Genomic DNA, 21,315 nt, shown 5'->3' on the forward strand with positions numbered 1-21,315 from the left:
CACGCTTTCGGAGAGTACGCAGCGAATATGCACGTTCGCATATGGAGACAAGGACTTCGACCGTAAGAAAGCCTTGAAAACCATTCCTCGCGTCTATCCCCATGCAACAACGAAGCTCTGGCCGGGATGCGGGCATTGCGAAAAGCTCTCCAGGGATCCGAAGGGCTATTCGAAAATGCTCGGCGAATTGATTCGGAGCTGATGTGCGACTCAGTTGCATAGCCGAAAAAGACACCATCGATGACGATACAGAATCGCGCCCTGGAAAATCCTCCAGGGCATGACGCCAGCACAACCGTTATCAAGCAATGCGAGATGCCGCCGCGTCGCTCCGATCGGCCGACACCTCGGCACACCAACCCTTCTCGCCGCAGCTCGGACATGTGAGCTCACGCGCCTTCGGCGTATGCGCCAACGTGAAGAAGCTCTTCAACGGAGGTTGGAACACCGCATGGCAGCGCGGGCAGACATACCGCGAATCCTGATGATACGCTCGAACCAGCTCAGAGCAGATCATTACGACGAGCACCATCGAGCAGACGAACGGCAGCCACTGCCCCGTTACGATGCCGTAGACAAGCGTGCCTATCTCGACGATATCGATCACGATGCCCTCGACGATCATGCGACGCTTGGTCTTGCCGAGCTTCGATTTCCTGACCTCCATGATGGATTCCATGCTCGTGACGACGTTCTCCGGAAGACGGCCGTTCTCGCGGATGCCCGCTATGGCCGCGCGAACGCCTTCCAGCATGCCTCGACGCTCAGCGAGCTCGACGCTCAGCGACTTCTCCTGTTCCTCAAGCACGCACAACAGCGCGGCGTTGTCCTCGGGATTCTCGAGAATGCCCTGGATGGCCCGCAGGCTCAATCCCAGAGTCTTCAGCAGGCAGACCAGGCGCATGCGATTAAGCGAGGCGTCATTGTACAGACGCCTGCCCCCTTCGGTGCGTTCGGTCGGACGAACAAGGCCCTTTTCGTCATAGTACTGCACGGTTCGCACAGACACGCCGCATTTCTCGGCGATCTCTCCGGTGGTGAAGAGCTTCTCCTCCTCTTCGTTCAGCATGGATATCACCTCCTTCACGGATCAGGGAAGCGCATCACGTTGCGTAACGAGCAAGCATTATTTCGAACATGTTCGAGGGGGCATTCCTTGCGACGCCGCGTGACGCAGCGATAGGCGTCGTTCTCCACACCTCTTAAAAGAAGCTATGCACATCCAGTCTCACTGTCCTACTCTTTTTATTGGCAATAGACAAACGTTCGGCTCAGCTTACAACTCAAGCAGCGACATGCGAGTTAACTAAAGAAGTGTAGTATTTTCTCAGTGTACTTGAAATTGAATACGGAATAACTTATTTTCGGTTATAACCGAAATAGACGACGATTCGGAGTTCGTTTGGCATATGAACTTATACCTCTGAAATTAAAAGATGGGACTGAATCGAAAGTCGTTTACTTTCTCTGCGACGACGGTTTGAATCCCCTCACTGAATTTGCTAAGAAATGCCGTGATAAACAGACGGTGATGAAAATGGCTAAGGCGATAGAGGCCGTACATAGTATTGGCATAGATCGGTCACGGCATTCCAAAAGGCTAAAGAAGCTCGAAGGTGGCAGCAATGACGATATGTATGAAATCGTCACCAATAAGTGTACGGCACGTGCATATTCATTTCTCATTGATGGAGACTTAGCTATCGTTATTGCCTTATTAATACCGAGAACACACTCAGGAAAAGGGAAAAAGGACGTTAATGCTGGGATCAACAAAATGCAGAGTAAGCGTCCCTACCTCGAAGAGGCACTGAAAAGGAGGAACGATCATGGCGCGGAAATATGATATACAGGCTGTATTTGGCTCAGATTTCGAATTCGAACTTACGCCTGACGTGTTGGCCTATGAGCTGTCTATGGACTTCTCGAACCAGATTATCGAACAATGTGCGAAAGTCGATATGAGCTTGAGCGAGCTTGCTTCCCTCATGGAAATTAGAGTATCAACATTATCAGAAAAACTGAATGGACAGAATCTAACGCTCCGAAGCATAGCCTCTATGGCAATTGCACTGGGGTGCGACGTGAAAGCTCCAGAGCTTATTGCGGAACCGGAAGCAGCTTGCATCCCACGATCGATGCCCTTGGAAATAGCAAATACTGGCTCATTATCCATTGCTGACAAAACATGGCCTTCGCTTAAATCCACCCATAAGACCAAAACTACTGTGGACTCAAATAAAAGAGCATCTTCTAATTACCTACTTAGCGAAAAACTTGGAAAGGTAGCATAATGGCACTAGAGCTATCATCCATCAATGCTGTTGGTTACCAGATTCTTCGATCGAATTATGAAGTAATAGATTTGGAGAACCCGGCTGCCAACACGGATGAATTGAATTTCAGCTTCGATACAAACGATCTGATGCGCCAAGAAGATGGTTCAGATAAACTAGAAGCGGTTCTTGACCTTCGCGTCGTACCTAACGATGAAAGTCCATCCGGTTACCGCATTGACGTAGCTGTAAGAGGTATGTTCGTCGCTACGTATGCCGAAGAAGGAGGTACTAGCGAGGACTTCGAGATATTCATGAAAGTGAATGCATTCACGCTTCTGTACGCATTTATTCGTAGCCATGTCCAAATACTTACAAGCATGACTCCATCCAGCCAAATTTGTCTTCCATGTTTAGATGTCAGCTCAATCGTCAGAATGCTCGCTGACTCGCCTGCAAATTCGGAAAAAGCCGACGAATAAAGGCTGTGGTCTTATGGTCTGCCACCTTGGCGGCATGCCGAGATGGCGGCTTCTGCCCTGGATATCAATACTCCTATAGCTCTACCTCGAACGCTACAAAACCTTGAAAAGAATTTCATACATACACGCGTTATCCTTTTGAAATTTGAAAATAACATCAATCACCAGCATGGACACGCATATCATCATACCCGTTCAAGCCATGTGCCATCGAATGAAAAGCTAACAAGGTCGTTCGCGCCAATTACACTAGAAGAACAGGTTCGCATCCGCTTTTTCCCCAATGCAGGATGATGCGCGAATCGTTCTTACCCACGATAATTGCATCTAAGAGAAGGGCGGCGTGCAAAGCAGTGTGCGCAACCAGGCCATCAGGAGGGAGCTGGAAGATCATGAGCGAACTCGCGCGAAGGAAACTCATCGGAAAGGCCGCTGTGGCAGATACTGTCCTTACGAGTCTCGGCCTTATAGGATGATCGCCGCAGAACACGAACGGACAAGGCGCGGCTGCGCAACAGGCAGACTCTATGCCGCCAACATCATGAGATGCCAGAGCCAACGTCATCTTTGGCACGGGCGAGACAGGCTTGTCGGACGCTTGCGTCGCCGCAGCTGCAAGCGTATCGGTCATCCTCTGGGCGGAAGGCATGAATTCAGGCGGCTGGTACGGAGCACGTATTATCCCGGATCGGCAACGAGCCTCACGGACGGACTCGTGCTCGGTCGTATCGCCGTCGAGAACGCAACCATCGCCTAGCCGCTGCGTATCGGACCAGCGTATCGGACCATCAACATGCGTCGGTAAGCCCAACGCCGATCGCCGGGAACGTACGTCGGCGGAATCCGCAAGGCAACGTTCGACGGAAAACTGCACCGACGGCTCGTCACATACTTGCCGGCCTGTTCATCATGGAGGTATATGGCTAGATACGCGCATCGGCAGCACGTCTTCTCGTTTCGCCCTCGCTACGCGATACCCACTACGAGGCAGAAACGAATCGCTAGCCTTCGTCCTGCTGGGCTTCGCCCATGACGCCTATCGCCTCGGAAAGCATGGTGTGCGCGGCTTCGCGCACGGGATGCCCCTCTGAAATACCCGCGACCGCGGCGCCGTCCACCACGGCGGCCACGATGCGCGGATTCACCTTCGACAGACCGGCGCACCGCAGAATGCGCGATATCGCATCGTCCAACCGCTCGCGTCCACGTCTGTACGCCGTGGTGACCACGCTGGATTCCGCCGCGGTCATCAACTGCTCGTAATGAGCGACTGGCACTACCAGGTCTTCCGGCAGGCATGCCTGCAGCAGCAGCTCGACCACTTGGGCACGCGCTTCCTCGCGCGGCAGATCCTCGGCCGCATCGGCCGCCTTCTCTGCACGCCGCGCCCACATGCGCACATTGTATTCGGCCGCTTCGCGCAGCAGATCATCGATGGAATCGAAGTAATATCCGACCGACGACGACGCCGCACCCGCCTTTCCGGCCACATGTCGATACGTCACCGACGACGGACCTTGCTCGCGCAAGATGATCGCCGCTGCCACCACCAACGACGATCGTGTCAACTGAGCTTTCACCGTCCGATGCTTGCCTGCCACGACCGCCGCCCCTCTCCAAGGTCGCCCATCTCCGGGCATGTTCTGAATAATTTCCTATTGTACCTGTTCAAGCAACAACTATAGTGCTCAAATGCACTGAAGGAAACGATGCATGAAAGCCACGGATTCTAAAAGCAAGGATACGCAGATTCGCATACGACGGCATCTCTGCTGCACCATTTCGAGGTTCCTGGTATGCGAAAGCTCCGACCCGAGAAACGAACAAGCGTGCCCTCTGACGCCGAACGTCACAGGGCACGCTTAAGCGCATCCGTCGAAAGCAAGGCCTTGCACCCGCTCATATCGCGCACATCATCACTTCACGTCGTTCAAATCCTTCCCGGTGTGCTCGTGCGACGCGATCATGGCAACCAACGCGATAAGCCCGATCGCTATCATGTAATACGCCGGCGCGATCGCATTTCCCGTAGCGTTGATCAGCCAGAACGATATGTACGATGCCGATCCGCCGAACAGGGCGTTCGCAAGGTTGAAGCTGAATGCGAACCCCGAGTAACGCACTGCGGTAGGAAACGTCTCAGTCAGATAGCTTGACAACGTGCCGTCATTGACAGTCAAGATCATACACATGACCAGCTCCGTCACCAGCACAACCCCGAACTGGCACGTTCCGAGCAGATGGAACGCAGGCACCGTGAACGCGATGAATCCCACGCATGCAATGATGAGCATGCGTCTGCGCCCCACACGATCGGATATGCGGCCCGACACGAAGATGAAGCCGATGTACGCCGCCAGCACGATAGTGGTGATGGCCGACGCTGCCGTCGGATCGAACGAAAGCGTCACCTCGAGATAGTTCGGTATATACGTCAACACCATGTAGAAGCCGACCGCATTGAGCATGCATGCGCCGAAGCAGATGAGCACCTTGCGGGGATACCGGCTCAGTAGCGTGCGTATGGGCCGCTGCATGCCCTCGTCTCCCTGCAATTCGATTTTTCGCTGCATGGCCTCGTACACGGGAGAATCCTCCAAATGCGTACGGATGTAGTGCGTGATCAGCCCCAACGGGCCTGCCAGCCAGAACGGTATACGCCAGCCCACCGTCACCACGAAGTCGGACGTGGCGCCCCATACCGCGAACATGGCCGTGGCGAACAGGGAACCCACGAGCAAGCCGGCCGCAGTGGATGCCGGCACCATGGAGCAATAGAATCCCCGGTGCTGCCGCGGCGCATATTCGGCGATGAACGTGGCGGCTCCGGCATATTCTCCGGAAGCCGAGAAGCTCTGCACGATACGGCACAGCAGCAGCAGGACAGGAGCCGCCATTCCCGCCAAGGCATAGACGGGAAGGCAGCCGATTATGAAAGTTGCTCCGCTCATCACCAGGATCGAAATGGAAAGAGCCCACTTCCGACCTTTCTTGTCGCCCATGTTTCCCCAGAACACCGCGCCGATAGGCCGCACCAGGAATGCGATCGCGAACACGGCGAACGCATACATCGTGGCTACGGCCTTGTCGACATCGGGAAAGAACGCGACCGCGATGACCGTGGCCAGATACGAATAGCTCGCATAGTCGAACCACTCGATGAAATTCCCTAGAAAGGAGGAGAATGTCACACGTTTAAGCGTGCGCTGCTGCTCAACTTGACTGAACTCCTGCAGCGGCGTATGCATTGTCGTTCCTCCGGTCATCGCCTTCGCCTCCCTCGGCACTTTCCTTCGACTGTTTGCGCGCTGCCGTCATGCCCTTCACGGCAGGAATGGCGCCGCCGCCGACAATCAGAACGGTGCCGATGATGGTGTTGACGGTGAACGCCTCGCCGAAAATGACCAGTCCGATGAACAGCGCCACGGGAACTTCCCAGTACGCGATCGTGGAATAATCAGCCGCCGGCAGGTTGCGCCCTGCAGCAAGCAGCAGGCCCAAGGCAACCGGCCCGCACACGATCCAGAACACGACGGCGCTGATCCAGTTCGCCGTGGTAAGGTTCAGGCCCAACGCCCATGTGGGAGCCGTGATGCCCGACGTACCGAGGAAATTCATCACCAGCGTCAACGTGCCGGCTCCCACCGCGGCGAATATGAAGTTCCACACGCCGCGCGCCGTGGTGTCGGCGTCCTTGCGATACCCGTTGAAGAACATGCTCGCGCCGTAGAACACGCCCGACAGCAGGCCGAAGATATCCCCCAGACCCTTCTGCGGGAATTCCGCCGTCGACATCTCAAGACTGAAATCCATGCGGAAGCCGCCCTCGCCGAAGCCCATCAGGCCCTCGGCGAACAGCATGCCTACGAACACCGCAGCCAGGCAGATCCATTGCAACGCATGCATGGGTTCTTTGCGGAAGATGCGCGCAAGAATCACGCAGAAGACAGGACCCGTATAGATGAACAGCACCGCGTTCGCCACCGACGTCATAAGCGTAGATGTTACGTAGCACGCAAGCGACAGACCGATCATCAGTCCGCCCAGCGCGATCGCGGGCGTCAGCTTCAGCTTCTTGAACACCCCGGTCTTGCGCGTGGCCAGCATTAGAATCACGAAGAAGACGATACCCATGGTCATGCGCCCGGTCGCCATGAACGCACCCACGCTATCGCCGGCATTCAATCCTGCGGTTCCGTCGAAGAAGTCCACGCGCGTAGCCGCGCGCGACAGCAACGGAACAAGACCCATACCGGTCGCCGACAGCAGCATCGCTATCGTGCCCCACTTCCGATTCATCTGGTAATCGCCGTGCTCGGAGGCAGACGCGGGCTGCACGGTTCGGTCCTCCATAATCCCCTCCTTGAAAAAGAATAATAAGAATTCGGTGAAGCGTGCCGGCCTGCGCCTGAATACGCAGGCTTACAAGCTTAAAGCTCAAGCTCAGCGCAACGCGCCGCGATGAGGCAACTCGATCGCGCGTCCCCATGCGCCATGAGCTCGCGAGGCGTTGCGCTGCTGCTTTTCTCCCTGCTCGTCTTGGCTTGCTGCCCGTCGCGCGTACGCACGCGCGACGTCGATGCAGAAAGAACAAGGGGGCTCAGCTTCCGTTGAAGAAAACCGAGCCCCCTCTCATGGGTTTCAGGATGGTTCATGCACCATCCACTGCAGCGCTAGGCTGACAAGCGACTAATCGTTCCACATCTCGGGACGAACAAGCGTGGGATCCTTGACCCTGTTGGGGAAGTAATCCTCGCAGGTGCCCTCGCGGTAGACGTCTGCAGTGGAGCAATGCAGGCCGCCGCCGAAGGGATATGCGTCGCGCAGGTCGCACGGGATGACGTTCATGCCCAGCTTGTCCATCTGCTCCTGCTGATAGACCTCGGAAGCCTCGACGATGACGGTCTTGGGATCGAGAACCAGGCAGTTCATGGACAGCCACACGGAGCTGTAGCACAGCGCGGGCGGCTCGGTATGAGCAGGCTGCGCCGCGTCGACGATCTCCCAATCGTTGGCTTCGAAGATAGCACGCTGCTCCTTGGGCAGCGGGCGAACCGGATTATTGATGATCAGGCCCGGGCGCAGCGGCACGAAGGTGGCGTCGATGTGGATCGGATAGGGGTCGCCGGGGAAGTTCACGGCATGGACGCGGAACTCGGGATAATAGCGCTGGAACCATTCCATGGCGGTGCGGTTGGTAGTCAGGCCGTGCTGGATGAAGAGGTCCTTGCCCATGCGCATGACATCGGCGGCGTCCCACATCGGCTCGACTTCAGTGGTGACGAAGTCTTTGTTGGCCGTGCGGACCAGGCGCTCTTCGAGGGTGATCTTCTCGTCATAATAATTGTGCTTGTAGGAGGCGTCGGTCAGGCGAGGACGAGGGGCCTGGGTCCATTTGAACTCGGAATCCTCATCGAAGTACTGCTTCATGAGCGGCCAATACGCCAGATACTCGAAGTAGCGGCAACGGAAGGAGTTGGCGGAAGCCATGATTTCGTTGCCGATAGTGAGCAGGATGTCGCGGGGCGGCATGCAGGTCATCATGGAATCGTTGCGGAAGTCGGGAGTGCCGATAGCCTGATTCCACTGCAGAGGAGTGGGACGGTCGACGATTACGCCGCGGCTTTCGAGGATCTTGACGAGGTTATCGAGGCATTCATTGCCGCGCTCGACGGTGGCGAGGGGACGAAGGCCCCACATGCCGCGCATCTCAGAATCGACAGGCACCTTCTCGGAGGTTGCAGGTTCCTCGGGAGGAATCATCGAGTTGTCGCAACGGCCGACGATAACGCGCTTCAGCGGATCCCAATCGTTCCAGGAGTTGACGATCTTTGCCATTCGAATCTCCTTCCAGTCTGGGCCCACTGATGTGCGCCCATCCTACCAAACAGACACAAACACCAACATGACCTGCGCGATGCGTGAAATCCCGCTCGTTTTTCAGGGACGTCCGACCGAAGGTTCGAAGCCGGATTCCTTGCATCCCGCTTATGCTTCGTAAGTATACGCCTTTTTTGTGCATCTGCAATATTATTTTTATGACATATTACCTAATAGGAATAAAATCCTATTAATTTACCTGTTCAATTATTATTGATGCATTTAAAACTTTTTTACACATGCATTATCTTAAAGCATAGACTCGAAGCGTCTTGCTTCGGTCCATCTCCTTGCTAGAGCGCAGCGCGGCGTCCCAGGATGCAATCGTTCCCAGAGCCGAACGCCTCATGTTGAAAGATGCGCGCATCGCCCTTCGATTCTCAGCGTCTCATCGCACGAAAGCCGGCAAAGCAGGCGGTCGTGCGTGACCACGAGCACGGTTTTGCCTCGCTCTGCAAGCTTGCGAACCCACGATGACACCGCTACGAGCCCGTCGGCATCAAGCCCGCTCGTCGGTTCATCAAGCAGGACTACCTCGCTATCCGCGCAGTACGCCGCCGCCAGCGTCACGCGCTGCTTCTCGCCGCCCGAAAGCGATGCGGGGTGACGCTGCGCCAGCCCTTCGATGCCGAACGCCTCCAGAGCCTCCGTCACGATGCTTTCGGAAAGGCGGCCGTTCCTCCCCATAGCCAACTCGCAGGCCACGCTCTCTGCATACAGCTGGTAGTCGGGATCCTGCATGACCATGTAGCAACAGGCCCTTCGACGCGCCATGCCCAGAATATCGCCGCCGATCTCCACCGCGCCGCTTGTCTGTTTTCGAAGGCCGCAGATAACCTTGGCCAGGGTCGTCTTGCCCACCCCGTTTTTGCCCAAGACTCCGCAGACCGTTGCCCGCGGAATGGCAAGAGAGACATCGGTCACGCAGGGTTCCGACTTGTCGTACGCAACGGTCAGCGCATGCAGGGAAAGCCCGTGGGTTCCAACAACCTCGGGCGAAAGGGCGGCAGGGCGCCTGTCGGCTTCGACGGTCCCCGGCGATGAAGCGACGGAAAATCCTATGCCGGGATGGCGCAAGCCCCATTCGCGAAGAGTGGCGCACGACAACGCCGAGAACTCTTCTCCCGTCCATTCGTGAGCCACGCGTCCTTCGGAAATGTGCACGTACCGATCGGCGATCGGAAGGTATTCGTGCAAACGATGATCGCAGATCAGTATCGAAATCCCTTGATCTTTGAGCCTGCTGACGGAAGCGACGAGCGCCCCTATGCCGCTCTCATCGAGATTGGATGTAGGTTCGTCGAGTACCAGGGCGGAAGGCGCAAGAAAGGAGGCGGCGGCGATTGCCACCCGTTGTTTCTGTCCACTCGAAAGCTCATCTACGCGCCTATCCAACAGATCGGCCACCCCGAAGGTTTCCGCCGAAGAGGCCAGCCGCCGACGCGCCCAATCCTCATCGCATCCCACATTCTCGGCTGCGAAGACTATCTCATCGCGCACAAGCGACATGAAGAACTGGCTACGCGGATCTTGGAACACGCCTCCGATAAGGCGAGCCTTCTCGCTCGGGCTCATCGCATGAGGGTCCTTGCCGGCAACATGCACGCTGCCCTCCCGCCTTCCCGGGAAGAACCCCGGCGCAAGACCCTCGACCACACGCATCACCGTGCTTTTCCCCGATCCGGATCTGCCGCAAAGAATCGTGCAGGTGCCATCAGGCACCTGCAGGGATACTCCGTCTATCGCACGATGCGCGTCGTCTGCGCCATAGGAGAAGCTCACGTTCTTCAATTCTATCATCGTCGTATCCGTCTCCTAGGCGCCGACCGACAGCAACAGGGGCGCCGCGCCCAGAACGAACATAGGGAAGACGAGCGCCGCATCCCACACCGAAAACCCTATGCCGTACAGGCAAGATCTTCTCTCCTGGCTTGCAAGGCCCCTCAGTTCGGAAGAGGCGCCGAGATCGGACGAGAGCCGCAGACAACGTATGATAAGAGGCACGAAGAAGCATTGGTATGCGGTTATCGGGTGAGCTAGCATGTCACGGCGTTTCGGCAGAATCCCCCTCGCAAGCTGGCCTTCCCTGATCTTTTTCATCTCTTCCCCCATGACCGGGAAGAACCTGACGAGCAGACATATCATCGCAAGCCCCGTCCTAGGAACCCCGATCTTCTGCACGGCGGCCATCACTCTGCTGGGATTGCTCTCCACGAGCGCCGCCGCAAGCATCATCAATGGAACGGCTCGCGCGAACGTATTGAGTATGACGTAGAGAAGGGGCATGACGAACGCCGATGCCCCTGCAATCAGCGTGAGCGTCGCGTAGACGGCCGCGAACCCGAGCGCATGCCGCGCCATGCCGTTCGCGAAAAGATACGCAGCGCACAGAACTGCAAGATAATGAATCAGCTGAGGCGAATACACTGCCCAGAACACGGTTGCAACCAGAAGGGTGACGAGATGCGTGCGAGGATCCGCCCTGTCCACCCCACTCGACGCCACCGATTCCGTCATGCCAGCTTCGCCTTCTTGATGTGCCTCGTATAAAGCGCATAGCCGCCCGCGAACCCCACGACCGCCAATACGACGGTTATGAGCGTTATGAGTGCGAGCATGCTCGGCGAGCCGTAAAAGCTCAGGAGGATGTCAATCCCCTCCTGCGTATAGGATCCCTGCAAGGATGCGAGGTATTGATCCTTGAAGAAGAACAGGGGAATCGCGCTGCCGAGCGCATAGAGAGCCCAGTACAGAGCATATCCGATGCCGTTTCGGACAGGAGAGCGATACGTTTCCTTCCCCATCATGGCCACCTCGCATAGAGCGCCGACGGCAATCATGACGGCAAGGAACCAGGCAGATCCGAACGCCGCCATCATGAGGCCGGCAAGAAGCGCGGTCACGAAGTACACACCCGTCTTCGCAACGCGATTGGACATGACGACGAAGAGAGGCGCACAGAACAAGGCCATGACGCCTACGTACGCCAAGTAGTTGAACGCAGGTGTGGCCAATACCGTGATCAGCATTTTCACGACCACCATGACGATGAGTATGGCAACATTGAAGATAACGAGCGTGATTACGTCCTTCATCGCGAGCCGTTTCGATTCGCCGCTTTCGATTACCTGCCTGTCTTCCATCGACCGCTCCTCTCGTACGTTCATCTGTCCTGCGACAGACGGGGCGGCATCGTAAGAGAAGGTAAGGATCTCCTTCGATTCCCGCGACAATCCAATATGGGCCTGGTTGCGCGATTCCCCCGCCCCGTCGTCGATCTGCCTCCCTCTGTCCTGCAACGCCGCATGAGACGGATGGCAATCCGACCTGCATCCGAAATCATGGTATGCTGCAAGTTAGATGGAGCTAATTACGCAACGTTATCCCTTGTCAGTCGCCTGCGATTCAACAGGGGATGCATCGACAACGGAACGGACGGAATGACAATGGCCTGTGCGGCCCTTTCTCGCTCACTCGACAGATTCTACGTTCCCCAGCTCGAGCAGGTGGGTCCCGCGAGCATGACCTGCAAGGGTCGCAGCCTGTTCGCACGCGTGATGAACGAATCGTGCGCAGGATATCTGCTCGCCTTCGAAGTGAACCCGAGCTGCATCCTCGTCATACATGAGATAGACGTCAGGAAGCCTCTGCGTATAGAAGAAGACCTTCCCGAGCATGCATGCCTCTGCGTCTGCTCCCGTGATTCCTTGGCGGGAGTCCCGAAAGATGCCCGGAAAAGGCACGGCGAAAGGTCTTCCGTAGCGTTCGCGCAATCCGAAGAACGGTTCACGATGCCCATGAATCCCGGCGAAAGGTTCAAGAGCACCTCCCTCTGCCTTCTGCCCGCATACTTCGACGAGATCGAAAAACGATTCCCCGATGATTTCAGGGGCCTTGGCGAAAAGGTGATGTCGCACGGGGTCATGCCTTCCAGCATCCAGATCGACAGGATTCTGAACGGTCTGACAGCCACGAGCATGCTCGGGCCAGGAGCTCTGCCGCTCCTAGAGGCAAAGGTGCTCGAGGCGACGTGCTATCTGAAGAAAATCATTGAGGATGACCATGGCGCAGCTGACAGGTCGCATAAGAGACGCACAACCGCGACAGCTGCCGACATCATGAAGATAGTCGAACTCTCCATGCCTAATCCGCCGACGCTCGAACAGCTCTGCGCGATCGCTCATAAGGGACATACGACCCTAAGCGAGATGTTCAAGCGTGATGCGGGTATGCCTCTTGGAGAATACGTACGCGGCATGAGGATGAAAGCCGCGAAAGGGCTGCTCGCCGACACAGACCTCAGCGCCGCGGAAATCGGCGAGATGGTCGGCTACGGGGATGCCGCCAGCTTCGCCAAGGCGTTCAAGCGTCACGTCGGCATGACGCCCGGCGCGTACCGGAATACATATGCGCAACGATGAGAGAGTCTTCGGTTCGAGCAAACCTCGCGCAAAAGAGTCGCTTGTCGCGGCCAAGCTATCAACCTACCTGTTCAAAAACGCATCGAGCGCTTTGAACCCGGCTGCGAACCGTTCCTGGGCGTGGTCGAAATGACCGCCGGATCCGACAACGAAATCCGCCTCGCAGCCTTGAGAACGTAGAATTTCAGCACAGACCTCCATGTTGTCCTGCACGGTATGCAGAATCGGTTCACGCGCGTGCTTCTCTTTCGAACCGATGGAAAGAAACGCATACCGCCCCGCTGCAGTGAAGTCGAGCGATCGCAGATGGTCAACCCATCCCTCGTACCAGACCGAACCCGAAAGGCACCCGCAGGCACTGAAACGATCCGTGTGCACGAACGCATAGAGCGCGAACAGGCCTCCAAGGGAATAGCCGCATATCGCACGCTTCGCCGGGGCAAGGCCCTCTGCACGCTCGATAGCGGGAACGGCCTCGTCAAGCAGCTCTTCGAGCGTAACGGCCGCCTCCCCTTTGAAATCGGCATCCCCATGATAGAGTCCCGGCGCAGCCCACGGCGTCAAGCTGTCATCCCATTCGTTGACGGGAACCTTGACGATGGTCGACACGCAGTCTCGAGCCGCCGCGCCCACCTCGAACGGATGATATGGAAGATCGATCACGTAGATGATCGGAGCTTGAAGCCCTCCCGTCCCGGAAAACACCGTGCGATCGCACGGATCCACGTATTTCATCAGATCGGCTCCATCCTTTCATCATGCATGACGCTGATATCGTGCTCAAGCCCATCGGGGTGCGCAGTCCGCTCCGTAGGTACCCTATGATACCGAAAGGCACTTCGACGACACAGGCCGATCGTCACGGACCGAAAGGGAGCGTCGCATGATCGAGGGGACCATCTACCAGGCATTCGTGCAACAGGTGCGCGCCACGCCCGATGCAATCGCCACGAAAGACGAACGCCGCAGCATGACGTATGCGGAACTCGACGCGTTCGCCGGTTCGATCGCTTCGCAGCTTCCCGATAACTCCCGCTTCGTGGGCATCGTCATGGACCACGGCATCGAGATGATCGCCTCTATGCTCGCCGTGCTCAAGCGCGGAGCCGCCTATGTGCCGGCGGAACCCTCGTTCCCCATCGACCGCATCAGATTCATGCTCACCGAGGCGGACGTCGATGCGGTCATCACCCAGCGCGCCTACGACGACCTCTTCCAAAGCGCACGTCGCATCTTCGTGGAGAACGGCTGCGAACCGGCGAGCGCCTCTGACGCGGCGTGCGTCGCGCGTCCCGACGACCTCGCCTACGTGCTCTACACCTCGGGCACGACCGGCACGCCCAAAGGCGTATCCGTGGAAAACCGCAACGTCGTAAGCTATATCGACGCATTTGAACGCGAATTCGGCATCGGCGCCGGCGACGTCATGCTCCAGCATTCCGTCTGCTCGTTCGATATCTTCGTCGAAGAGGTGTTCTCCGCCCTGCTCAGCGGTGCGACGCTCGCGATCGCGCCCGAACGGGCGAAGGCTTCTGCCGAAGCGCTCATCGACTACATAGAGAAAGAAGGCGTCACGATCGTCGACGGCTTCCCCTATCTCGTCTCCGACATCAATCATTCAGGCCGCATTCCGTCACGCGTCCGCCTCTACGTAAGCGGCGGCGACGTGCTGCGCGCCTCGTACTGCGACAAGCTCCTGGATCATGCGCTCGTCTACAACACGTACGGCCCCTCCGAAACGACGTGCTGCGCCGCCTACTATCGCGTGAACGGCGGCAGCCCGCTTCCCGACGGAACGTATCCGATCGGAACGCCGGTCGCCTGCGACGACATCGCGATCCTCGATAAGGATCTCAAGCCCGTCCCCGCAGGCCAGGTGGGCGAGATCTGCATCTCGGGCGCAGGCGTTTCGCGCGGCTACCTGGGCAATCATCCCGAGCAGGCGAATTTCGTCGACGTGAACGGTACGCGCATGTATCGGAGCGGCGATCTGGGCTATGTTCTGCCCGATGGCGACATCGCCTTTCTGCACCGCAAGGATTCCCAGGTGATGATCGATGGACGCCGCATAGAATGCTCCGAGGTCGAAAACGTGCTCGTCGCCGATCCCGAAATCGTCCATGCGGTGGTCTGCGACAGCCGCGATGAGTCGGATCTTTCCTATATGACGGCCTATATCGTCCCGGCCACGCAGGACATGCGACTCTCGGAGCTCAAGCAACGTCTTGCACGCAAGCTCGCATCGTTCATGATTCCGGAGTTCTTCGTCCGTATGTCGGAGATTCCGTTGAACGCGAACGGGAAGCCCGACAAAGAAGCGCTTCCCATCGTCCTGAAAGCGTAAGGGATGCATGTCGGAAGGTCGATCGGCCAAATGGGCACCGCATGCCGAACGGCTCGATCGGAACGGTTGAAACGCGTGCGCTGCAGGAATAGGAGGAAAGCCGCATGATTTCAATAGAAGAGGCAGGAATCGACAGGATCGACGAGCTGGCGGCGTGGCGCATAGAAACGCTGCGCGAGGTGTTCTCGCTGCCCGCCGACGCCGACATGGCGCAGCTGGAAGCTGAAAACCGCGCCTATTACGAGCGGGAAATCCCCAGGAGCGGACATGTAGCCTGCTTCGCACGTCTTGACGGCGTGATCGTCGGATGCGCGGGCATGTGCCTGCAGACCGAGCTGCCCTCGCCTGATAATCCAAGCGGAAGATGCGCGTTCCTGATGAACGTCTACACGCGTCCTGAATCCCAGCGACGAGGCGTTGGGCGGGCCATGATCGAATGGCTCGTTGACCAGGCGATCGATCGTGGCGTCGATAAGATCTATCTGGAGACGTCCGCGGCAGGACGAGGACTGTACGAACGCGTCGGCTTCACCGACCTTCCCGACTTCATGATCCACCGGAAGAAGCCAGAGAAGACGAACCGATAGATCGGCCGGCGGCGATGCGATCCGAACGAACGCCACGCCGCAGTTTCCCGCATACGGAAAGGTGACGGAAGCGATCAGCGGATTCGAACGCACTCAACGTACAGAAGCGCGATCCTCGCTTTGAGCTCTTGCCTATGAACGACGCGCCACCCCTGGTCGGACAGGAACGCAACGTACTCATCGAGCGTCCATTGATGATCGAAGCCGATACCGGCACGCTTCAGCACCCAAGACCAAATCCGGCTGACGACCGTATCGTCATGGCTGACGAAATTTGGGGCGATGAGCAGGCCGCCATCGCGCAGAACGCGTCGGGCTTCCGAGAGGGCGCGTTCCGGATTCGGCATGATGTGAAGCGCGTTCGCTATGATGACGACGTCGAAGGAAGCGTCCTCGTACGGAAGATCGGTCGCATCGGCGACTTCGAACGTAAGATTGCCAGGAACCTCTCCCTTCTTCGCTTCCCGGATCATCCCTTCCGAATAATCCGTGGCGACCATGCGCTTGGTCGAGGAAACGACATGCTTCGCAAGAAGGCCAGGACCTGTCGCGAGTTCGAGCACTTCCTTACCCTGCACGACCTCGGAAATACGGGCGTACATGGATTCGTAGGTCGATTCGTCCGAACGCATCGCCCTCTCGTAGATAGGCGCATACCTGTCCCACGTGCTCTTCTTCAAGCTGCCCACCTCGCGCGCAGTCGATCAGAAAACGAAATCCCTAAGTTAGCCCCATAATACTTCATGGAAAGAGCCGGGTACGAAAGCGCGATACTCTTCCTTGGGCTTTGCGATGAATCTCATATTGGTTCGCTAGGGACGCGCTGCACTGCTCGCGCGTCCCATCATGCAAACTATCTGCTAGCCTGTATAGGCCGAATGTCCTTTCGCCTTGCGTCATGCACGAAGCGAAACGAAACTCATGCCGCTGCCGGCACCTCCGGCGCCGCCGATTCCGTCGGCTCTTTTGGATCCGCAGGCTCCACGGGCTCCTTCGGCTTCTTTGCTATCTTTTTCCCGTTTTCATCGACGTAATTTCCGTCAGGAGTCTGGCAGTCCGTAAGCATAGCCCCCGAAGAGCCCAGATAGTAATTCCCGACCCATGTGTCCGAATACATGGCACCGCTCTTGGCAAAGCAGTACCAGTGCTTTCCGATGGACTGCCAACCCGTGTGCATAGCGCCCGATCCATTCATGTGATACCACTCGCCGCCGCTGCGGAGCCAACCGGTTTCCATGCAGCCGTCGCTATCGAAGTGATACCAGGTGCCACGTATCTTCTCCCAACCGACCGTCATCTCGCCGGAAGTCGAGAGGTAATACCATTCGCCGCCGCTGCGGAGCCACCCCGTATCCATGGCACCAGACCCCTCGAAGTGGTACCACGTTCCACCGGTTTTCTCCCGGCCGGTATCCATCGCTCCAGATCCTGCAAAGTGGTACCAGGATCCGCCGATTTTCTGCCAGCCGGTCCTCATGGCGCCTGAATCCGAGAGGTAATACCATTCGCCGCCGCTGCGGAGCCACCCCGTATCCATCCAGCCATCGTCGTCGAAGTGATACCAGGAACCGCCGATCTTCTCCCAGCAATCCCATGGGTAGCTTCCATCGGAATACTGATACCACCAAGATCCACCTGATGACTGCCAGCCTGACGAATGCGAGTGCGACGAGCCGCCCCCGTGCCGCTTCGCGCATATCTCGCACAGATCCCTATTCCCTACTTTCCCATACACTGTCTCTTTGATGGATGATGCTTTGTTGCGTCTTGCAATGCAGAGCTTGTTTCAAACGAGGTTTCTGACGCCGATACTCCTACTTGTCGTCATCAACCGTCATGCCCATGAAGCGCGCGGCCTGCTTCGCCGCCAGACGTCCGGAGTTGATGGCCCACGATGCGCACGAGCCGGGACAGAACGCCACGTCGTACGTGTCGCCGTACAATCCGCCCGCATCGCAACCGCCTGCGAACAGTCCAGGAATGACATTGCGTTCGGCATCCATGACCTCGGTGTTCGGCGTGACGCTGACGCCACCGACGGTGCAGAAGTACCCGTTGAAAACCTCGAACGCATAATACGGGCCGGCTTCGATCGGACGCATGTACTCAGAGGGCTTGAAGAATTCGGTGTCCGAGCCCGCGGCGCACATACCGTTGTACTCGTCAACGGTCTTCTTGAGCGATGCGGCATCGATACCCATGGCCTTTGCGAGCTCTTCGATGGAATCCGCCTGATAGACGTACTTATTTCCCGATGAAAGCAGCTTGGGGAATTCGTCGGCAAGATCGCTCATCGGCTGACCTGCCACGACATACACACCAACACCCACATCGCCACCGACCTCGGTGTACTGCTTGATGATCGCCTCATTGCATACCGTGAATGCGCGCTTCTGATTATGAACCGCATTGCCCGCGTAGGCGAAATTCTTCAGGAACATATCCTCGCGCACAAAGCGCTCTCCATCCTGGTTGACCCACAGATGAGGCTCGAGCGACGTGGCAGCCTGCAGGTTGGTGCCGTACGTGGTCTGCGGCAGAATTGGGCCGTACGTCGCCATGGTGCCCGCACCGAGCGCAAGGGCGCCGCCGGCATCCTTGACCATCTTCAGACCGTCGCCGTCACGTCCGTCCAAGCCGGAAGCGGTGACGCGCGCCGGGTCGGACCCGTTCAGTTCGCGGATGAGCTCGGCGCTATTGGCCCAGCCGCCCGTGCCCACGATAACCGCCTTGCAGTCGATTTTCACAACATCGCCGTTGTCGCGCACGGCCAGAACACCCGAAACCTTGCCATCCTCCATGACGATCTTTTTGCCCGAACAGCTCAGTTCCATAGGAACGCCCGCAGCTTCCGCCGCGGCGCCGAACGACTTCATGAAGGTGACGCCGGTGCCCTCGGAACCGATACCCTTATACACGTGCCAAGCGTTCGGCGAGTCGCCGAGCGACTGCACATGATCGAACTCGACGCCCAGATCCTCAAGCCATGTCACGGTGCCGGCAGTATGCTTGAAGAAGTTCTTGTAGAGCGCAGGATTCGCGATCCAATGATGATAATCGAGGCAATTCTCGATAAGCTCGTCCTGCGAATAGTCGATGCCGGCCTCTTCCTGCCAGTGAGAACCGACGGCGAACAAGCCTTCGGAGCCGATGAACGACCCACCGGTCTGGGATTTCTTCTCAAGGAGAAGCACATCGATACCGAGCTGCTTGGCTTCGATGGCTGCCGCCAGGCCTGTGCCGCCACCGCCGACGACGCACAGATCGCACGTCAGCGTCTCCTTGGGCTCTCCCAGATCCTCGATCTTCCATGCATCGCTTACGACTTCGGCGCCTCCTTCCATGGGCGCTTGGGCTTTATTGGCCTCGGTCGACTTCGGCGCGCATCCGGCCATGCCGGCGAATGCGGCGATCGATGCAGCCGCTGCCGCGCCTGAGATGAATCCACGACGTGAAATTCCCTGTTCGGTTCCGTTCATTGATACCCTCCTCGTATCGTGCGCGAGCTCCCTCTGCTCGCTGCTCCTTCACAATACAAGGCAAAGCCGCCGCGTCGATGACGAGCGGCGTAACCAGTCGTCTTATATACAATAGAGTTTGTCTTGGGCAGAGCCTTGCAATCACGCGCTACGCCAGGAGGCGACATGAACGAGAATCAGATCCGCTATTTCAAGGCCCTCTACGAACTTCCGAACATCCGCGCCGCGGCCCGTTCCATCCCCCTTTCGCGTCAAGGGCTCCTCAAGTCGCTGGAATCGACCGAACGCGAGCTCAACGTCCGGCTCTTCGACGACATCAAGGGTGCGATATGCACACCGACCGCCTACGGCGACGCCTTCTACGAATACGCATGCGAGCATGAGGAAGCCTTCCGCAAGCTCGAGGCGCGATTCCGAGACATCAAAGCGAATGCCGATCTGAGCCTTTCCCTTTGCTCGGCGATCGGCGTGCGCGGCGTTTTAGGAATCGACCTATTCAAATCATTCGAAGCTCAGCACCCTGGCATCACCATTCACTGCGACGAACAGCCCGACGTGCATTGCGACGAAAGCCTTTTCGCCGGATCGTGCCTGCTTGCGTTCACCGTGTTTCCTTACGAAAGCGACTTCGAGACGACAGAGCTCTATTCGCACGACCGTCTGGTTTGGGTCAGCAGGAACGACCCGCTTGCACGCGAAGAGTCCATCGGCATAGAGGATCTCGAGGGCTACCAGGTCGGCCTTGTCGGACCGTCGTTCAAGAATTACACGGATTTCTTGCGACAGTGCGAAGAGCATGATGTGAAACCGACGCGCATCGACACGTTCTCGGAAATGTCCTTGCTTTACGATTACGCCTGCCGTCCGGGACGCGTGTCGTTCACCGCTCGAAGCGTCGCCGACCTGTTCGATGGTTTCTTCCGGAATACGACGCCACCCGTCAAAGCCATCGTCTTCAAAGGGATGCCGTGGCGCTTCGGCATCTCGTACAGCAAGGATCATTCCTTAAGCTACCTGGAATACCAGTTCATACAGCATTGCAGGAACCGCATGGCGGCAAAGGCCCGGACGGATCGATCGAAGCCGCCGAAAATAGAGTGCGCAGACGGCGAAGCGCGCTAAGACCGCCGATTATGCAGCCGTGAGTTTCGACTTCGTGCATCGCCGCTCCGAGAGCAGCCGGCCGCATCGGCCGCCCGACTGAATCTTCATTGGAAAACGAGCCTTCCCCATGCAACTCAGATATCCCTGCACGCATCTCGGTGCGGGTCGCGCATACGTTCATGCAACTCGGAATCCTGCGCTCATTCCCGATACCGTACCTTGGTATATTCATGCTCGCAAGGACGTCCGAGCACTGCACATGCATCGAAGCGAAGGATCAGATGATGAACATCACGCTGAAAGAAGAACCTGGACGGCGCGAAATCGAGGTGACCATCGTCGCCGCTCCTGGCGATCCGCGCGCCTCGCGGCTCGTCGAGGCCTTGCGCGCCGCTACGGGACGTCTCGTGGGCTATGCCCCGAATGGCGATATCTCGCAGAAGATCATCCCGCTCGACCAGGTTCTTTATGTGGAAACGACCGAGCGGCGCGCATTCATCAGGACCATGGATGGAACGACTCTCGAATCCCCACTGCGTCTCTACGAGCTCGAACAGGCACTCGAAGGCACCGAGTTCATGCGCATCTCGCGCCAGGTCCTCGTCAACTTCGACAAGGTGGTCTCGATCGTTCCCGAACCGAACAGCCGTCTCATCCTCGAGCTCGACGGAGGATCTCGCGTCGTCGCGACGCGAAGCTACGCCCCTGATATTCGCCGCAAGCTCGGTGCGCTCGCCTAGAA

At 57.6% G+C, this 21,315-nt stretch carries 20 protein-coding genes; 8 read left to right on the top strand and 12 right to left on the bottom strand.

All coding sequences use genetic code 11. The annotated features are described in order from the left end of the window. Window positions 1-301: 301 nt before the first annotated feature. Window positions 302-1,069: a MerR family transcriptional regulator gene (locus HMPREF1155_RS07345; protein ID WP_009078860.1), complete on the bottom strand. Its 768-nt coding sequence runs from the start codon at window positions 1,067-1,069 to the stop codon at window positions 302-304. A gap of 333 nt (window positions 1,070-1,402) precedes the next feature. Here HMPREF1155_RS07345 and HMPREF1155_RS07350 point away from each other — a divergent pair, with 333 nt between their 5' ends. Genes HMPREF1155_RS07350 through HMPREF1155_RS07360 form a run of 3 tightly spaced genes read left to right on the top strand, consistent with a single transcriptional unit; the run spans window position 1,403 to window position 2,758 of the window. Further along, window positions 1,403-1,846, top strand: a complete 444-nt coding sequence (locus tag HMPREF1155_RS07350; protein ID WP_155999241.1) for a hypothetical protein — start codon at window positions 1,403-1,405, stop codon at window positions 1,844-1,846. Beyond that, window positions 1,830-2,294: a helix-turn-helix domain-containing protein gene (locus HMPREF1155_RS07355; RefSeq protein ID WP_039993579.1), complete on the top strand. Its 465-nt coding sequence runs from the start codon at window positions 1,830-1,832 to the stop codon at window positions 2,292-2,294. The genes HMPREF1155_RS07350 and HMPREF1155_RS07355 overlap by 17 nt, the downstream gene beginning before the upstream one ends. Then, window positions 2,294-2,758, top strand: a complete 465-nt coding sequence (locus tag HMPREF1155_RS07360) for a hypothetical protein (protein WP_039993582.1) — start codon at window positions 2,294-2,296, stop codon at window positions 2,756-2,758. Before HMPREF1155_RS07355 ends, HMPREF1155_RS07360 begins: the two co-directional genes overlap by 1 nt. 1,001 nt (window positions 2,759-3,759) lie before the next feature. Here HMPREF1155_RS07360 and HMPREF1155_RS07365 read toward each other — a convergent pair. From HMPREF1155_RS07365 to HMPREF1155_RS07395, 7 genes are all read right to left on the bottom strand, one after another. Next, a complete protein-coding gene (locus tag HMPREF1155_RS07365; RefSeq protein ID WP_039993584.1) occupies window positions 3,760-4,359 on the bottom strand; it encodes a TetR/AcrR family transcriptional regulator in 600 nt (199 codons plus the stop codon). 315 nt (window positions 4,360-4,674) lie between these two features. Continuing rightward, on the bottom strand, window positions 4,675-6,006 hold the full coding sequence (locus tag HMPREF1155_RS07370) for an MFS transporter (protein WP_009079061.1): 1,332 nt from the start codon (window positions 6,004-6,006) through the stop codon (window positions 4,675-4,677). Next, entirely contained in the window at window positions 5,972-7,111 is a 1,140-nt protein-coding gene (locus tag HMPREF1155_RS07375) for a DMT family transporter (RefSeq protein WP_009078903.1), read from the bottom strand. The genes HMPREF1155_RS07370 and HMPREF1155_RS07375 overlap by 35 nt, the downstream gene beginning before the upstream one ends. A 336-nt stretch (window positions 7,112-7,447) precedes the next feature. Next, window positions 7,448-8,596, bottom strand: coding sequence for a serine/threonine protein kinase (locus tag HMPREF1155_RS07380; protein WP_006361722.1), 1,149 nt, complete (start codon window positions 8,594-8,596; stop codon window positions 7,448-7,450). A gap of 387 nt (window positions 8,597-8,983) precedes the next feature. Then, window positions 8,984-10,438, bottom strand: a complete 1,455-nt coding sequence (locus HMPREF1155_RS07385) for an ABC transporter ATP-binding protein (RefSeq protein WP_009078915.1) — start codon at window positions 10,436-10,438, stop codon at window positions 8,984-8,986. Between the two features lie 15 nt (window positions 10,439-10,453). Beyond that, the gene (locus tag HMPREF1155_RS07390; RefSeq protein ID WP_009079019.1) at window positions 10,454-11,155 is read right to left on the bottom strand and encodes an energy-coupling factor transporter transmembrane protein EcfT; all 702 of its coding nucleotides are present in this window, start codon (window positions 11,153-11,155) and stop codon (window positions 10,454-10,456) included. Next, window positions 11,152-11,781 carry an MptD family putative ECF transporter S component gene (locus HMPREF1155_RS07395; RefSeq protein ID WP_009079052.1) on the bottom strand — a complete coding sequence of 210 codons (630 nt, stop codon included), beginning with the start codon at window positions 11,779-11,781 and terminating at the stop codon, window positions 11,152-11,154. Before HMPREF1155_RS07395 ends, HMPREF1155_RS07390 begins: the two co-directional genes overlap by 4 nt. A gap of 303 nt (window positions 11,782-12,084) precedes the next feature. Between HMPREF1155_RS07395 and HMPREF1155_RS07400 the strand changes: the two genes are divergently transcribed. Next, window positions 12,085-13,059: a helix-turn-helix transcriptional regulator gene (locus HMPREF1155_RS07400; protein ID WP_009078845.1), complete on the top strand. Its 975-nt coding sequence runs from the start codon at window positions 12,085-12,087 to the stop codon at window positions 13,057-13,059. A 63-nt stretch (window positions 13,060-13,122) separates the two neighbouring features. Here HMPREF1155_RS07400 and HMPREF1155_RS07405 read toward each other — a convergent pair whose 3' ends face one another. Further along, a complete protein-coding gene (locus HMPREF1155_RS07405; RefSeq protein WP_009079029.1) occupies window positions 13,123-13,794 on the bottom strand; it encodes an alpha/beta hydrolase-fold protein in 672 nt (223 codons plus the stop codon). A gap of 148 nt (window positions 13,795-13,942) precedes the next feature. Between HMPREF1155_RS07405 and HMPREF1155_RS07410 the strand changes: the two genes are divergently transcribed. Together HMPREF1155_RS07410 and HMPREF1155_RS07415 are read left to right on the top strand one after the other, a co-directional pair. Continuing rightward, window positions 13,943-15,403: an amino acid adenylation domain-containing protein gene (locus HMPREF1155_RS07410; protein ID WP_009078910.1), complete on the top strand. Its 1,461-nt coding sequence runs from the start codon at window positions 13,943-13,945 to the stop codon at window positions 15,401-15,403. 104 nt (window positions 15,404-15,507) lie between these two features. Then, entirely contained in the window at window positions 15,508-15,990 is a 483-nt protein-coding gene (locus HMPREF1155_RS07415; protein WP_009078929.1) for a GNAT family N-acetyltransferase, read from the top strand. A gap of 74 nt (window positions 15,991-16,064) precedes the next feature. On the opposite strand, the gene HMPREF1155_RS07420 is transcribed toward HMPREF1155_RS07415, so the two are convergent. From HMPREF1155_RS07420 to HMPREF1155_RS07430, 3 genes are all read right to left on the bottom strand, one after another. Beyond that, window positions 16,065-16,679: a class I SAM-dependent methyltransferase gene (locus HMPREF1155_RS07420; RefSeq protein ID WP_202898222.1), complete on the bottom strand. Its 615-nt coding sequence runs from the start codon at window positions 16,677-16,679 to the stop codon at window positions 16,065-16,067. Between the two features lie 230 nt (window positions 16,680-16,909). Then, window positions 16,910-17,725 (bottom strand): N-acetylmuramoyl-L-alanine amidase family protein, encoded by an 816-nt coding sequence (locus HMPREF1155_RS07425; protein WP_009078943.1) that lies wholly within the window; start codon window positions 17,723-17,725, stop codon window positions 16,910-16,912. A gap of 79 nt (window positions 17,726-17,804) precedes the next feature. Next, on the bottom strand, window positions 17,805-19,469 hold the full coding sequence (locus HMPREF1155_RS07430; protein ID WP_009078890.1) for an FAD-dependent oxidoreductase: 1,665 nt from the start codon (window positions 19,467-19,469) through the stop codon (window positions 17,805-17,807). A 165-nt stretch (window positions 19,470-19,634) separates the two neighbouring features. On the opposite strand from HMPREF1155_RS07430, the gene HMPREF1155_RS07435 reads away from it, so the two are divergent. Together HMPREF1155_RS07435 and HMPREF1155_RS07440 are read left to right on the top strand one after the other, a co-directional pair. Beyond that, window positions 19,635-20,591: a LysR family transcriptional regulator gene (locus HMPREF1155_RS07435; RefSeq protein WP_009078979.1), complete on the top strand. Its 957-nt coding sequence runs from the start codon at window positions 19,635-19,637 to the stop codon at window positions 20,589-20,591. Window positions 20,592-20,854: 263 nt separating this feature from the next. Then, on the top strand, window positions 20,855-21,313 hold the full coding sequence (locus HMPREF1155_RS07440) for a LytTR family DNA-binding domain-containing protein (RefSeq protein ID WP_238319147.1): 459 nt from the start codon (window positions 20,855-20,857) through the stop codon (window positions 21,311-21,313). The last annotated feature ends 2 nt before the right edge of the window (window positions 21,314-21,315 follow it).

It is taken from the genome of Slackia sp. CM382, from assembly GCF_000293015.1.
Lineage (GTDB): Bacteria > Actinomycetota > Coriobacteriia > Coriobacteriales > Eggerthellaceae > Slackia > Slackia exigua.